This is a genomic window from Alkalicoccobacillus gibsonii, assembly GCF_016798245.1.
In the GTDB taxonomy this organism is placed as follows: domain Bacteria; phylum Bacillota; class Bacilli; order Bacillales; family Bacillaceae_D; genus Alkalicoccobacillus; species Alkalicoccobacillus gibsonii.
This window is the reverse complement of sequence record NZ_JAEUZA010000001.1, coordinates 1-14,343: the sequence shown is the minus strand read 5'-3', so window position 1 is coordinate 14,343 and position 14,343 is coordinate 1. Positions and strand designations below refer to the sequence as shown.

Below are 14,343 nucleotides of genomic sequence, written 5' to 3'. Positions count from 1 at the left end.
ATAATATCTGCTAGTTTCCTATATTGAGCTACAAATGAAAAGTACGCACCTTTGTGTAACATAGTATAGATTTGATACTAATTGATAATATTAGGCTTACATAGTCAGTCAGAAATCTTTACATAATTTTTATAGAATTTTAGTAGATATCACTTCAAATTTTGATACCATTATACGAGAGACAGATAGAATTTCTATTTGTCTACTATAATAAAACCCAATGGAGGTAGTTTATGGATAGCGCATTATCTTGGCGAATTCCAAGAGTCTTTTCAATGGTTGCTGTGTTGTTTCTTCTTTTTTCTTTTTTGAATCAAGCGCAGGCAAACGAAGAAATTGATTTAACCATTCTACATACCAACGATATTCATGCAACGTTTGATGAATATGCAAAGGTTTCAGCCTATGTTAAGGAGCAACGTGCAGTGGCTGATCATCTTCTTTATTTAGATGCTGGAGATGCAGTGAGTGGGAATCCGGTTGTTGACTTAAATCTAGGAAAGCCAATTTACGAAGTTTTCAACCTAGCAGGAGTTGATGCCTTAGCAATTGGGAATCACGAATTTGATTTTGGACAAGAAGCAATAATTGAAAATATGAATATTTCTGAGTTCCCTTGGTTAGCAGCTAACCTTGATGTTGGTGATACCGGGGTCGAACAAACGAAGCCATACGAAATTTTTGATGTAGATGGACTTTCTGTTGCTGTCTTTACAGTTACGCAAGCACCACCTGCAACGGCTCCAGCAAATACGGTTGGAATGACGTTTGACGGGAACTACGCAGAGGTTGCTAAAAGCTATCAAACTGAACTTGAAGAACAAGCAGATATCATTATTGCTATGACTCACATTGGATTTGATAATGACAGACGTCTTGCAGAACAAGTAGATTACTTTGATCTTATTGTTGGGGCACATTCACATACAACGTTAAATGCACCAAACATAGTGAATGGTACACCAATCGTTCAAACAGGCTCAAATTTAAATAATGTTGGGAAAGTAACGCTTACGTACGACGAAGCTACTGACTCTGTTGTAAATACAACAGGTGGCCTTGTTTCTGTTTCCTCATTAACAGCTGTTGACGCGGAAGTTCAAGCTGTAATTGATGGATATAATGCAGAAATGGAAGATTTATTAGGAGAAGTTATTGGTACGTCTAACAATGGCTTAACACGAGATGGACGCTTTAACGGAGATGCACCACTTGGTAATTTCTGGACAGACGCCATGCGTGATATGGCAGACAGTGATTTTGCTTTCACAAACAATGGCGGGATCCGTGCAAGCATTGGAGCTGGAGAAGTAACACTCGGAGATATCTATCAAATTGAGCCATTTGCCAATGAGGTTATGGTTATTGAAATGACGGGACAAGCAATTAAAGATGTACTTGCTTATTCTTATTCGCGCGACAACCGTAATGAAATTGACTTACAGGTATCTGGTTTACATTACAACATCTTAACTGGCCCTACAGGTAGTTATCAAGATGTCACACTTACAAAAGATAATCAACCACTTAATTTAGAAGAAACGTATACTGTTGCTGTTGCCGATTATATTGGAACGGGTGGTTCTGGATATAACTTTGAAGGAACGGTCCTTTCTGAAACCGTTGGACTTATGACAGAAGCAATGAAAAATTTTGCTTATAAGCTTACTGCTGAAGGAAAAACGCTTGATTATGCAAGAGAAGGTCGCATTAAGCTTTCAGTTGACCCTACTGCACCTGTGCCAGGTGAAATTATCGGATCAACTGAAACTGGACTTTACTCTGCAAACAAAAACAGAAACGACGTTGGAATAGGGAATCTTTACACTGACTCTATTCGCGCAAAAGCAGGAACAGATATCGGTCTTCTTAATGGATCATCTGTAACTGGAGAGATTCAACCTGGACCCATTACCGATCAACAAATCGAATCTTTAGATGGATTTGGAAACGTCATTGTCTCCGTTGAAACAACTGGATCAAAAATTAAGGATGTTATTTTAGAGCAAGCAAAATACCGTCGTGGTGTAGATGTTCAAGTCTCTGGACTCGCTTATAACCTAGTTACTAACGAAAGTGGAGCGATCACTGACGTTGAAATCACACATGAAAATGGCGATGCATTTGACGTAAATGCTAGTTACACTGTGGCTTATAACGATTACATGCATGGTGCAGCATTCTATAATCTGAATTCAGAAACAATTGAATCAGATTTAGGTCCTGTCTGGACTTCAGTCGTAGACTATGTTGCAGCACAAGAAGCACCGATTAACCATGAAGAAGGAAGTCGTGTAACAATTAATGGTAAAGGTTCTGAGGATGATCCATCTGGATTGCGAACAGTAGCACAAGCCATTGCAAACAATAGTGGAACAGCGAAAGTAAAAGGCTATATCGTTGGATCGATCGTGAACTCTTCTCCTGTTCTTGGAGAAGGTACACACGCACCTTCGAACCTTCTACTAGCTGATTCGCCTGATGAAACCGATCGTTCAAAAATGCTTCCTGTACAGCTTGTGAATGGAACGGCTGTCCGTAACGGATTAAACCTGCCTTCACATCCAGAGAACCTTGGAAAACTAATTACAGTAACAGGTTCACTTGAAGCATACTTTTCAACACCTGGAATGAGAGCTCCAACAACATTTACGTTTGAAGAAGAGCCTGAACCTGAAGAGCCTGAAGTTCCGGAAGAACCTGAAGTTCCAGGTGAACCCGAAGAGCCAGAGGTTCCTGAAGAGCCTGAAGCGCCCGCTTGTGAATTTGCAGCATGGGATGCAGCGAAAACATATGTAGCCGGTGATAAAGTAGAACATAATGGTGATTTCTACGTAGCACAATGGTGGACTCAAAACCAGAACCCTGCAGACAACTCAGGAAACTGGGAAGTTTGGCAAAAGGTAATGGATTGCTACGAGATTCCAGACGGTCCACAAGAATGGAATGCGAACACGATTTACGACACTGGCCATCAAGTCATTGTTGATGGTCAAGTGTACGAAGCGAAATGGTGGACGCAAGGACAAAATCCAGCTGATCACTCTGGTCAGTGGGATGTTTGGAAAAAGATTAACGATTCAGAGCCAGAAGGCCCCCAAGAGTGGAATGCTGAAGCCGTTTATACAGAAGGTGACAGAGTAACACACAAAGGAAAGCTTTACGAAGCCAAATGGTGGACTCAAAACCAAAGCCCACACAACAACTCAGGGAACTGGGACGTGTGGAAAAAGATTAAGTAGTAAAACGAAAAGCCAGCACATGAAAGTAAAATGTGCTGGCTTTTATTTATTAATCCATTCTTCGAGAATTGTGTTAAATTCATCTGGCTTTGCAAGTGGGAAACCATGTTTGACATTAGGAATTGATCTGAGCTCAGACTGAGATACTGCCTGTTGAATTTTTTGAACAGAGTTTGCGAGAAGCTTCTCCTCCTTCTCTCCTATCGTAATCAAGAATTTCCCCTTATACCGATCCAACCCATCCGGAAGATCATAGCTTAGATTTTCATTCATAATCAGTTGTAGTTCAGCATTTGTTACGTTTTTAGCCCCAGCAAAATACGCTTCAAAATGTTCATCAGGAATATATAACTCTTTCGCCTGCTTTTGCGAGAATGCTCTGCTTTTAGGGAGGATATTAAATAATAGCATAAGCGGCACAACCATTTTTCTAAGAAAGCGTCTCGGTTCTATATATCCACTATTAAACATGACAAGATGGAACCAATCTGGCTTACGAGCACACATTTCAAGCGCGATCTGTGACCCCATAGAGAACCCGATAAGAATCACGTGTTGATCCTTTTGCATGCGTTCTTGTAACTCAGTAAGAAAAAGGTCTGCCCACTCATTTACTAATTGATCTTTTGAGAAGGTGTAAGTAGGCACAAAACAATCAAATGACTGGCTAAAATGGTCCACCTGCTTATCCCACATCCATCCACCTACCCCAGCTCCATGGATAAATACAATTAAAGCTTGTTTCGATTCCATATGTCACCGCGCCTTCATATCATTTACTACTTTTATTATAACGAATAAAAAAGATTTGTTAGATTTACTTGGGAAAATAAATAATTTATTAATTTCATCATAGGACAACCATACTTTTGGAAAAGCTACAAATACGCACGTATTTCATAAGAAAGGAGGGACTCTTATGAAGTTTTACATTAAAAAGGAGGATGGTAGTTCAAATCGTAAAAAAGAAACAATGATCGAAATACCTGCTCCATTTATCATTGCTGTAGCTGCTGCGGCAACCAGTGTTGTAACAGTATTATTAAACCTTTAACTTTATGAACAACGTTACCTAAAAAAGAAGAGCCACTTTCATAAGTGAGCTCTTCCAACTTATTATTCAAAATGCTTTTCATTATACTCGTTTATTTCGTCAGCCGTTAATAAACGTGTGGCTTTCCCTACCGTTCCGTTTTGTAGCTTCCAAATGGAGTTATGATCTGCTACTGCGTTTGAAAAGTCACCATCGTTCCAATAAGTAAGAATTGATACATATAAGGAACCTTCCTTGTAAGAACTCTCTTTCTGCTCTGCAACCTGTAGCAGTCGTTCTAACCGGTCTTCTGTAATCTCAATCTTTCCCCACTTCTGTTCCGCGTAGATGAGCCCATGTGCCATGTGATGGATCGTCGTTTGCATAGTAGACTCCGTCATTGAGTCTGGAAATAACTCTTCCAAATCTTCATTCGCTGTTTCTTTTAATATAACTTCAGGTACATCAATATCATCAACCTCTTCAGCCTCAACCTGGTCAACTTCCTCTGCCTCAGCGGTTTTCGTGTTAACCGGTTTATTTGCAAATTCAAGTAAACCAAAAACCAGAGCCGCAGTCAGAGCTAAAGTACCGACCGTAATTCCACTGATCGTAAGTAGCTTCTTCATTTAAGAATCCTCTCTTTTCGTTAGACGTTGCATGTCTTGAATCAGTTCAGGTGTCTCCGTGAATACGTAAATTTGATAGCGTTGATTGTGCTTATTCCTCATCGTATGTAAAAAGTCATGCCCACATTTAATTAGATCGATGGCAAGAGATTTCTTATAAATATTCTTCTTTCCAGGGGACTTTACACCTAATTCATTCGCTGATTTACCGTACATTCCACATCACACCTTTTCCAATCTTTGAAGCTATGTAAGTCAAACAAGGGACTTTAAACACCCATTATATCTAGGTCATTAGCAGGTTTCTGTCAGTTTGTGTCGAGTGAATGTGTGAAAGTGTGTGATTAGGTTAATGAGCTACGATATATCGGGCTGGGCCTTTAAATACTTCTTTTACATGCCAATGTAGATAGAATTCGTTTGACTGATAGTGCGGGTCGATTGGAGACTTTATTTTTTTCCATGATATCTCAAGAGCCAGTCGTGGAAGCCATGAGTACCATGAGCTAACGTCGAAACAAGAATCTCTTTCTGGTCAGAAAAAGTGAACACCCCTTGATCAAATAACTTGTGGTGCATCGTACAGAGTGCTAGCCCGTTCTCTTCAATATCGGGTCCCCCTGCTTGATGCCACTTTATGTGAGCTGCTTCTACTCCAACTAATCGATGTCCATGGCGCACATTAAATCCGCAAATAGCACAGCTATACTCATAAGCCTGCAGGATTCTCTCTCTTAATCTAGGATCCCTTTGCTTTCGTTTCACATAAAGAGAAGTTAAACCTACAGCCTGTAAGATATCTTCATGTAGAGACTCAGCAAAGTGCTCATGCAAAAGAAAATCAGATACTTGCTGTATTAAGTAATGATTTGAATTAAAAAGATTGATAATATCCTTTTTAAATCCACCTTTAATATCATGCTTAAGTAATAAACTACTTGTAAATTGATTCTTCTCGAAAGGAAGTGTTATATCCCAGATCCCATCATTTGAAAGTCGAACAAATGGTTGTTCTGGATGGTATGACTTACGTTGGGGACCAAACTCCCTTAAAAGATTCGTTAGATCCGTTTTTACCTGACTATATGGAAGCAATTGAGTTTGACTTGTTTGAAGCTGGCCTAATGCATATAAAATCAAGAGCGGCTTATGCGGTGCTCTTACATTCCCTTGTTTCCAGATGGTTAGTCGTTTGATCTTTTCGAGTAGTTCATCTTGATTCATAGACGTATCCTCTCAGTTCTAGCGCAAAATACAATTGTATTTTAATCATTTCGGTTTATTCGCGCTTGTAACACCTATAACAACGCCCGTTGCTAAAGCTTTGTATTTTCATTCTATTTGTAATATGAGATTGCTGCTTGTGCCACTTCCTTGTCGTCAAAGTGAATGGTTTCATCTTTAAAAATTTGATACGTCTCATGCCCTTTTCCTGCTATTAAAACGACGTCATTCTGCTTTGATACGTTTTTATAAGTGCCATCATGAATACAATGACCTAAAAATTTAATAGGATACTCGTTCTTGTTTTTAATTTGATTAATATTAGGGTTACATGGTACGAGATTATATAGACTATTTATATTAAAGTCATCCGGAAGTCCTAAAATATTTATTATTTCTTTCAACCTTTGTTCACTTGTTGCTTCGGGTATAATATGATCTATATGCATCTTATTAAACCTTAAAGTCTTTCCCTCATAAAAGCATTCCCCTTTGTATTCTAAAAATAATGCTGCTCTAATTAAATTATCTTGTTTATTATAAGATTCCAAAGTAATCTCCCTCCTAAAATTTTTTTCGACTTATGAAAGTTATGGATCTAGGATGAATTCATACTAAACTTATCAACCTGTATCAAAATAAATTAAAAGATATTTATTTAATAAGGATTTGTGAGAGTGACGTGTTGTGCAAAGAAGTAATAATAAGCAAATCTTTCAAGCACAGGTGAAGTGTTCGTTTTTCATCTGCTTCATAAATGATTATTTTAACATTAGAGTAAGTTCATTTATCCAATCATTTAATTGGGTGTCATTAAATTCGGCTTTATTTTCAAGAACGTCATTTTTAAGTCTGGTTAACCTGTCAAATAATTGTGGACCGCAGTTCTGTTGTAGTTCATTTAATAACTGATCTAACTTCAAACTCTTTCTTCGATTCTCAATTAATAAAAAATTCCTTTCAGTGTCATCCGTTATATCAAAATAAATTTGGTATTGAGAATAGTCCCATAGAAGAGTTAAAAATATATCTACATTTTCATAAGAGTATTCATTTGGAGATACTAGAACCTTAATTTTTTCCTCAAAACAGTCTAATTGCTGCTGATTAATCACAATTGGAAGAGGTTGAAGGAAATTATCAGCAGTTAAATCCTTGCCATTCACAATACTTTCCTTGAGATGTTTTAAGTAAGGTATAGAAACTCTTAAACCATTGCCAACAATTTCAAAATTACTATTTAGAAAAATTAATTCAATATAATGTACATCTGATCCTAATACATCAGTTAAATTAGTAATATTAAAAATCAATTTCCCCATTTCAGCTTCATTATTAACATCAACATTAGTCACACCAAGAGGTAAGTAATTCATATTGTTCTCACAATAAAAACTTTTTGTATTCAAAAAACTAAAATTACTCTCGTCAGCTATTTTTTTTATTCTATTAATGATTTTTCTCATTTTAGCAATTTCTTTTTCCTTGTTCCATTCTTTAATAGCCGAACGAGTAAAGCCTCCTTCTCTTGGCAAGTGGTTCAAGTAAAATTCATTCATATTTATCAATCTATCTAACCACAAAGTTTCTTGTTCCTCGATTTCATCTAGGTCAAAATAACATGTTGTACGATCGAAAATATGACGAAATCCTAGTTGCATCTCACGTAATTTGTATTTAGCATCTCTTAAATTATACATAGCTATATCATTAGCGTTGTTCTCTTTTTTCCTACTTATAACATTTAGATAATTTACTATATAATTTCTTATTCCGACGAAATATCCTTGCTGTACCTTAGAAATATCCTTCTTTAGGAATATAGGATTTTCAAAAGGTCTATTCTCTTGAGGAAATAATTTTTCTTTTAGCAATGATTGAAGTATCTCCATTCTAACTTTATCTATCATTCTGACTTCTGGAGTTAACTTAGTTTGTTTAAGAACATATTCTAAAACACGACTATTTAATTTTATAAAAGTAATTATGCTGGAACGAATATTCATCCAGTGTTCCTGCCACTCATAAATAGACGGAAACTCATAATGTGATAAAATACTTTTTTTCCATAACACAGTCAGGTCTGTGTTGAATCCTAATTTTATATTATCAATAGGCATAGCTTTATTGGATTCATCAGGAAAATTAAACCCACTATATAACTCTATTTCTGGTTTAATACCAGTAGTAATGTATTTGTCATAAATAGGCAAAAAACGACAAACTTCGTTAATGCGCTTCACGCTATAGTCATTAGCTTTACCTACATCTTGAGGTAGTAGAATGTATTCAATACACAAATCCCCTTCCAACTCAAAAATTTTGATTGAATTTGTTTTTACTTTTAAAAATCTAAATATTGAATCCTTGTTCTTTTCTATAAATTCTTTGTACTTATACGGATCAAGAGAATGAAATTCATGCATTAATAAAGATAGTTCATCTAAATTCCATTTCTCTCTGTTCATCCAAATTTCCTCATAATTCAGTGAGGTCACGATATCAAACTTCTTATTTAATCGAGACAGCCAACTAGCTAGAATACTATAACTGCTTATATCCCTTTTTAGAATTCCACTATTTAATTCATTAAATAGATAATAAGCGTATATATATAAATCAGATTTTTCTATATCAAGTTTTTTGATTTCCTCGGCCATGTTCAGTAAATACTTGATATTTTCATTTTCCGGCACTATCTCGTTCATTCTTTTTAATGTTTTAAGTTCAAAATCTATTTCACTTCTAGAATTCCACGGGCCGATTTCCATTAAAAAAAGTACTAAACCACCACGTTCATTTGCATTATCAAAGTATGTTTTATTTTCTTTAAAATATTTTAATACTGAGCCAGAAAGTAAACCTTCTATAGTACTTACAATAAAGGCATAAGATTTAAGTTTCATTTTCTTAGATAATGAAGAATAAAACTCATCTTGTTCTATATCTACATGAAGTGGAATTTGCGAAAAAAGTTTTGCTATATAACTTTCATCTACGATGCTTAATAATTTGGAAAGTGTCCTTGAAGTCGGTAAATATACGTGAAGCATATCCGATATATGTTGAGATCGTACTGGATGCAAACCTTCAACATAAGATCCTACCTCCGCTTTTAAGAAAAATTCATTTTCTAAGCTTTCGAGAATTCCATTTGTATCGGCATTAAAGCCTGCTTCGCTAGTAATTTCATTTATTAATTTATCACTTCGTAATGGAATACCTATAACATCGGCTAATGAAATTAGCCTTAATACTTCTAGTTTAATATTGGATTTATCAGTAATTATGTTTTTCAATTGTTGAGAAAGACGGTCTTCTAACATTTCACCATGTGTTAACAGATAAATATATTCAATTAAAATTTGTTTCTCCTCAACTAGCTCCCAAGCAGATTGCCAATTTCTTATCTCATCATGTATTTTATTTCTTTCTTTTAAATTTTTATATATTTTTTTTGCCTGGTCTCTGTTTAAGCTTATATTTATTATTTTTAATTTTACTAAGTTACTTTGGTCACCAGCGAATGTGTACCAATCATCTTCTCTTGTAGTAACTAATAAACGATAGTTTAAAGTAATCTTTTCTTCTAACAGTTGGGCAAGTTTGTTCCACTCTTTTAAATCAACATCTAAATTGTCGAGAACAATTAATGTTTTCTCCCCAAGCTTTGACCTTGAATTTATAAATTCAATAATATTATCAATCTCTTTAGTTTCCTTACACCAATTCAGTTTATAGACTGTAAATTCTTTAGATAAATTATATGCTGCTTGCCAAGCTAGAGTGGTTTTTCCTTGACCACTAGATGATTTTATTACCGTAATTTTATTTTCTAAAATAGACTCTTCTATTTCTTTTTCTAAATTTTCTCTTCTAATAGGCAAACCATTTATAATATCAGCAGGAGATGCTTTTTTCCCCTCGTAATATTCCATATTTTCCTTTGCTGCTTTTAATTTATTAAAGTCTATCTTTTCAAACCAATGAAAGGCTGGATTTTGGAACCCTTTTGCTACATCATCTTTTACGCTTTGAACAATTTCACATAACACTGGATACGTTATCTTTCTTCTATTCTTTGCATTTTGGAATATACTGTAAAACAAAGAGTTTATAAATAGCTGTTCATTACCTGTGCTAATTTTATATTTATCAATCATAAGACAGATAATTTTTTGTTCTAGTTCATTCTGTGTTACTTTCTCAAATTTTAATTGATTACAAAAAACTTGAAAATTAAAATTGTTCCAATCCCATTGGGGATTCTCTCCTTTAATTTTATCAATTTTTTTTGTCCAGAATTGGATGACTGTTTCATCTAACTTGTTAGCTATTAACTTTGAAAGATTACCTTTTGCAATTTGCATGTCATATACTAATTTAAAATATCTATTAGTATTATGTTTATCTGTTAAATAAACCTCTAAAAAATTCGATAAGATACTATCAAAAAAACTAGCATCTTGCTTTTCTTTTGAATGCTTTAATTGTACATGTTCAACAATCAATTGGTCATTAAGCATTGAGCTAAAAGTATCCACATCCTCAATGCCCTCTAGTTTTAAACTCTTTTCTTCATTATCCAAAAATTCTAAAGCTCTATAGCAAGAATAAACTAATTGATAATCATATCCCAATAAAGCTATTTGTCCACCTGTTCTTGCTCTTTCTATCTCTGCTCCTGTTCTTCTTTTCTTATTCTGTTTCTTTTTTGTCTTCCTTGCCATTCTATTACCTCACTATCAAGTTTGTGATATTTTTTCCTTCTTTGCTCTTATCCTATCTTCTTCTTCCTTTTTAATATTCTCTGCTTTTAATCTCTCAAACCCTTTTGGGTTTAATTCACAATGCACTCTTACATTATCCTGATAGAACACACATTTCTATTAAATAAATAATTAAGTAAATTAGACTTAATTGATTTTAACTTATTATAAAATAACTATAGAATGATGAAAAAGAAACAATTAATTCATACTATAAATAGAAAAAGCTCATAAATCTTAACATATCAAGAATTACAAGCAAAAAAATTAAAAAACAACTACACTTAGCAATCTAATACCGATGGAAAGGTCAAAACGGACCTTTAGAAAGGATATTGCAACTTTTTAAGATTTTAACACAAAGTACGGTATCAGCTTTTGCATTATCTCATTAGTTGGCCGTACTTCTTTATAAATATATTTTCGATCTTCGTTGGTACGAGTGAATTCTGCAACTAAATAGGAAGTAGTGCTAAGGAGTGTTGCTATATCTGTGTTAGTTATTGAGATAATACCTTCATTTCTTAATCTAACTATAAAAGCTATTCTACCTTTTAGTTTTTCTTCTTCCGATAAATAAAATGGGTTAAATTTTTCTAAAATAATACCTATATCGTCAGGTATGAGAGGTGGAACATCATTATATGTCTGCCCCTTTTTTATACTACTAATATTTGATGGAGTCATACCATAATGTTCTGCAATCTTAGCTTGACTACATCTAATTACACCTTTTTCAAGAAGTGATAATACATACTTTGCATTACCTGCACGTGTGCGATCTTCATTATAAGCATTAGAATGAAATTGTTTGATAATCTCGTTTATACTTTCTGGTATTGTTGGTTCGACTTCTCTATAATGTCCCTCATTTGCAATGTGCCAAACAGTAGAACTACTCATTAAGAAGAAATTGGCGAGTTCGCTTAAACTAACGTTAATAACTTTTTTTTCTAAAAGGAAGAGTAAATACTTTAAATTTGCTACAATTTCGGTATCAGTTGCTTTTATTCCACCTGGAAGTATATTTGTTAGCAGATCACCTTCTTCTCTATATTTTAATATAAGGCCTTTTTCCATCGCTAAAGCAGCTTCTTCAGTTAAATTTTCTTGGACTATTCGGACATCCCATTTATAATCTTTTTTTATTTGTTCACAGGCAGCATTTCGAGTATCTTTCCAAGCACGTTTAGTAGCACCTTTTCCAACATAAAACACATCTCCTGAATCTGTAATGTAATACTCATATACATAAAAGAAGTCAGATCTAAGTTCTAAAGGCTCCTGCTGGTTAGTAGTTTGAGAAAGATTCATATTTATTCTCCTATCATAAAGCTTTATGTATTTCTTTAATATAGATTATTAACAATAAAGAAACGATATTAGCTAAATTCATTTTCACTCACGCTCTTTTTAACTATTCTTCCAGTTTAATAATAACAGAATCTAACAGTCACTATTACAAAATCTTACCACAGAAACATTAAAAAATATCTTTTATATTTTGTAACCATTAGATCACTTCGCAGTCTCAAGCATCAACACAATGATTGTGTAATCCCTATTCCCTGTAAAAGTTCTTAAATCTGATTGTTTGAACAGCTTCATTAACTGATCTTTAGTAAAGGTAGCTATTATAGTTTTGCGATCTTTAAATAGCTTATTGTTTTCAAAAGGCTTTTTAGCGATTTATTTCTGTTTATATAAAAAATTTAAAGTGAACACGATTTGAAGTTAAAATGTCATGTGAATATAAGTCATTAAAACAATAAAAAACGCCCTCCTACAAAACTGTAGAAAGACGTTAAACGCTGATAATATTTAATTCTTCTGTAATTGACGTTTTAAAAAATAAATACCGGTGGCCGGGGTCGAACCGGCACTCCAGAAGGAACACGATTTTGAGTCGTGCGCGTCTGCCAATTCCGCCACACCGGCAAATGGCACGCCCGAGAGGACTCGAACCTCTAACCTCTTGATTCGTAGTCAAGTACTCTATCCAATTGAGCTACGGGCGCATGAGACATTTAAAATTAAGTTGATGCCGAGGGCCGGACTTGAACCGGCACGGTAATCACTTACCGCAGGATTTTAAGTCCTGTGTGTCTGCCAATTCCACCACCCCGGCAGGCAGATAAAAAACAAAAAAAAGGCGGTACCCGGATTTGAACCGGGGATAAGGGTTTTGCAGACCCGTGCCTTACCACTTGGCTATACCGCCGTAGAAAAGCGGAAGACGAGATTCGAACTCGCGACCCCCACCTTGGCAAGGTGGTGTTCTACCACTGAACTACTTCCGCAAATAATGGCTGGGCTACCTGGGATCGAACCAGGGAATGACGGAATCAAAATCCGTTGCCTTACCGCTTGGCTATAGCCCAAAAAGGGCGGCTGATGGGAATTGAACCCACGAATGCCGGAATCACAATCCGGTGCGTTAACCACTTCGCCACAACCGCCATATTTTGCAAATCGTTTAAGTTTTAAATTGGCAGGGGCAGTAGGAATTGAACCCACACCGGAGGTTTTGGAGACCTCTGTTCTACCTTTAAACTATGCCCCTAAATGGTGGAGGGGGGCAGATTCGAACTGCCGAACCCGTAGGGAGCGGATTTACAGTCCGCCGCGTTTAGCCACTTCGCTACCCCTCCAAAGCAATAACAATGATACACAATTCCATTCTGTTAGTCAACAGCCACTTTTCAAAGAATAAGTGGTGCCGGCCAGAGGACTTGAACCCCCAACCTACTGATTACAAGTCAGTTGCTCTACCAATTGAGCTAGGCCGGCAAATGGTGGCTCAGGACAGAATCGAACTGCCGACACACGGATTTTCAGTCCGTTGCTCTACCAACTGAGCTACTGAGCCATATTGCTTTAAAAATATAATGGCGGTCTGGACGGGACTCGAACCCGCGACCTCCTGCGTGACAGGCAGGCATTCTAACCAACTGAACTACCAGACCAATGGTAATTGCGGGAGGAGGATTTGAACCTCCGACCTTCGGGTTATGAGCCCGACGAGCTACCAGACTGCTCCATCCCGCGACGTTATCAAATTTCTTAAATGGTGGAGGATGACGGGCTCGAACCGCCGACCCTCTGCTTGTAAGGCAGATGCTCTCCCAGCTGAGCTAATCCTCCTGGGTAATAATTATGTATGAAATCAATGGTGACCCGTACGGGACTCGAACCCGTGATACCGCCGTGAAAGGGCGGTGTCTTAACCGCTTGACCAACGGGCCATTTATATAAGTAAGAGATTAGCTGGCGGAGAGCGAGGGATTCGAACCCTCGAGACGGTTCTACACCGCCTACACGATTTCCAATCGTGCTCCTTCGGCCAAACTCGGACAGCTCTCCAGAATAATGGCTCCACAGGTAGGACTCGAACCTACGACCGATCGGTTAACAGCCGATTGCTCTACCACTGAGCTACTGTGGAA

General features: G+C 36.2%; 8 protein-coding genes, 17 tRNA genes and 2 pseudogenes. 2 read left to right on the top strand and 25 right to left on the bottom strand.

Annotation, left to right across the window (positions count from 1 at the left end; translation table 11 throughout):
• The first annotated feature begins 233 nt into the window (after positions 1 to 233).
• Complete coding sequence (locus JNO66_RS00125; RefSeq protein ID WP_246483138.1) at positions 234 to 3,242, top strand: 5'-nucleotidase C-terminal domain-containing protein; 3,009 nt, start codon at positions 234 to 236, stop codon at positions 3,240 to 3,242.
• A gap of 42 nt (positions 3,243 to 3,284) precedes the next feature.
• On the opposite strand, the gene JNO66_RS00120 is transcribed toward JNO66_RS00125, so the two are convergent.
• Positions 3,285 to 3,995 (bottom strand): alpha/beta fold hydrolase, encoded by a 711-nt coding sequence (locus JNO66_RS00120; RefSeq protein WP_203086192.1) that lies wholly within the window; start codon positions 3,993 to 3,995, stop codon positions 3,285 to 3,287.
• Positions 3,996 to 4,161: 166 nt separating this feature from the next.
• Here JNO66_RS00120 and JNO66_RS20730 point away from each other — a divergent pair, with 166 nt between their 5' ends.
• The gene (locus tag JNO66_RS20730; RefSeq protein ID WP_273753080.1) at positions 4,162 to 4,296 is read left to right on the top strand and encodes a hypothetical protein; all 135 of its coding nucleotides are present in this window, start codon (positions 4,162 to 4,164) and stop codon (positions 4,294 to 4,296) included.
• Positions 4,297 to 4,358: 62 nt separating this feature from the next.
• Here the strand turns inward: JNO66_RS20730 and JNO66_RS00115 are convergent, their stop codons facing one another.
• The 24 genes and pseudogenes from JNO66_RS00115 to JNO66_RS00005 form a co-directional block, all read right to left on the bottom strand.
• Complete coding sequence (locus tag JNO66_RS00115; protein WP_203086191.1) at positions 4,359 to 4,904, bottom strand: DUF6241 domain-containing protein; 546 nt, start codon at positions 4,902 to 4,904, stop codon at positions 4,359 to 4,361.
• Positions 4,905 to 5,120 (bottom strand): hypothetical protein, encoded by a 216-nt coding sequence (locus JNO66_RS00110; RefSeq protein ID WP_203086190.1) that lies wholly within the window; start codon positions 5,118 to 5,120, stop codon positions 4,905 to 4,907. It lies immediately after the preceding gene.
• A gap of 133 nt (positions 5,121 to 5,253) precedes the next feature.
• Positions 5,254 to 6,128 (bottom strand): annotated as a pseudogene (locus tag JNO66_RS00105) (phosphorothioated DNA-binding restriction endonuclease).
• Between the two features lie 113 nt (positions 6,129 to 6,241).
• Complete coding sequence (locus tag JNO66_RS20970) at positions 6,242 to 6,679, bottom strand: HNH endonuclease (protein ID WP_373367157.1); 438 nt, start codon at positions 6,677 to 6,679, stop codon at positions 6,242 to 6,244.
• Positions 6,680 to 6,889: 210 nt separating this feature from the next.
• Complete coding sequence (locus JNO66_RS00095) at positions 6,890 to 10,858, bottom strand: P-loop NTPase (RefSeq protein ID WP_203086189.1); 3,969 nt, start codon at positions 10,856 to 10,858, stop codon at positions 6,890 to 6,892.
• 384 nt (positions 10,859 to 11,242) lie between these two features.
• The gene (locus JNO66_RS00090) at positions 11,243 to 12,211 is read right to left on the bottom strand and encodes a GIY-YIG nuclease family protein (RefSeq protein WP_203086188.1); all 969 of its coding nucleotides are present in this window, start codon (positions 12,209 to 12,211) and stop codon (positions 11,243 to 11,245) included.
• A 213-nt stretch (positions 12,212 to 12,424) separates the two neighbouring features.
• Positions 12,425 to 12,610 (bottom strand): annotated as a pseudogene (locus JNO66_RS20965) (tyrosine-type recombinase/integrase); the annotation flags it as partial.
• 143 nt (positions 12,611 to 12,753) lie between these two features.
• Positions 12,754 to 12,835 (bottom strand) — tRNA-Leu (locus JNO66_RS00085).
• 3 nt (positions 12,836 to 12,838) lie between these two features.
• Positions 12,839 to 12,915 (bottom strand) — tRNA-Arg (locus tag JNO66_RS00080).
• Positions 12,916 to 12,939: 24 nt separating this feature from the next.
• Positions 12,940 to 13,025, bottom strand: a tRNA-Leu gene (locus JNO66_RS00075).
• Positions 13,026 to 13,047: 22 nt separating this feature from the next.
• Positions 13,048 to 13,118: transfer RNA gene (locus tag JNO66_RS00070), tRNA-Cys, on the bottom strand.
• 7 nt (positions 13,119 to 13,125) lie between these two features.
• A tRNA-Gly gene (locus JNO66_RS00065) sits at positions 13,126 to 13,197 on the bottom strand.
• A 6-nt stretch (positions 13,198 to 13,203) separates the two neighbouring features.
• A tRNA-Gln gene (locus JNO66_RS00060) sits at positions 13,204 to 13,278 on the bottom strand.
• Between the two features lie 5 nt (positions 13,279 to 13,283).
• Positions 13,284 to 13,356 (bottom strand) — tRNA-His (locus JNO66_RS00055).
• A gap of 30 nt (positions 13,357 to 13,386) precedes the next feature.
• A tRNA-Trp gene (locus JNO66_RS00050) sits at positions 13,387 to 13,460 on the bottom strand.
• A 3-nt stretch (positions 13,461 to 13,463) separates the two neighbouring features.
• Positions 13,464 to 13,548, bottom strand: a tRNA-Tyr gene (locus JNO66_RS00045).
• A gap of 63 nt (positions 13,549 to 13,611) precedes the next feature.
• Positions 13,612 to 13,687, bottom strand: a tRNA-Thr gene (locus tag JNO66_RS00040).
• A gap of 3 nt (positions 13,688 to 13,690) precedes the next feature.
• Positions 13,691 to 13,766: transfer RNA gene (locus tag JNO66_RS00035), tRNA-Phe, on the bottom strand.
• 20 nt (positions 13,767 to 13,786) lie between these two features.
• Positions 13,787 to 13,863: transfer RNA gene (locus JNO66_RS00030), tRNA-Asp, on the bottom strand.
• 8 nt (positions 13,864 to 13,871) lie between these two features.
• Positions 13,872 to 13,945, bottom strand: a tRNA-Met gene (locus JNO66_RS00025).
• Between the two features lie 20 nt (positions 13,946 to 13,965).
• Positions 13,966 to 14,041, bottom strand: a tRNA-Val gene (locus JNO66_RS00020).
• A 26-nt stretch (positions 14,042 to 14,067) separates the two neighbouring features.
• A tRNA-Glu gene (locus tag JNO66_RS00015) sits at positions 14,068 to 14,142 on the bottom strand.
• A 23-nt stretch (positions 14,143 to 14,165) separates the two neighbouring features.
• Positions 14,166 to 14,260: transfer RNA gene (locus JNO66_RS00010), tRNA-Ser, on the bottom strand.
• A 7-nt stretch (positions 14,261 to 14,267) separates the two neighbouring features.
• Positions 14,268 to 14,342: transfer RNA gene (locus tag JNO66_RS00005), tRNA-Asn, on the bottom strand.
• Position 14,343: the final 1 nt, after the last annotated feature.

What these genes read in the sequence shown, in the direction of transcription:
- JNO66_RS00125 (WP_246483138.1), top strand. Translation starts at nt 234, where the DNA reads ATGGATAGCGCATTATCTTGGCGAATTCCAAGAGTCTTTTCAATGGTT.
- JNO66_RS00120 (WP_203086192.1), bottom strand. Translation starts at nt 3,995, where the DNA reads ATGGAATCGAAACAAGCTTTAATTGTATTTATCCATGGAGCTGGGGTA.
- JNO66_RS20730 (WP_273753080.1), top strand. Translation starts at nt 4,162, where the DNA reads ATGAAGTTTTACATTAAAAAGGAGGATGGTAGTTCAAATCGTAAAAAA.
- JNO66_RS00115 (WP_203086191.1), bottom strand. Translation starts at nt 4,904, where the DNA reads ATGAAGAAGCTACTTACGATCAGTGGAATTACGGTCGGTACTTTAGCT.
- JNO66_RS00110 (WP_203086190.1), bottom strand. Translation starts at nt 5,120, where the DNA reads ATGTACGGTAAATCAGCGAATGAATTAGGTGTAAAGTCCCCTGGAAAG.
- JNO66_RS00095 (WP_203086189.1), bottom strand. Translation starts at nt 10,858, where the DNA reads ATGGCAAGGAAGACAAAAAAGAAACAGAATAAGAAAAGAAGAACAGGA.
- JNO66_RS00090 (WP_203086188.1), bottom strand. Translation starts at nt 12,211, where the DNA reads ATGAATCTTTCTCAAACTACTAACCAGCAGGAGCCTTTAGAACTTAGA.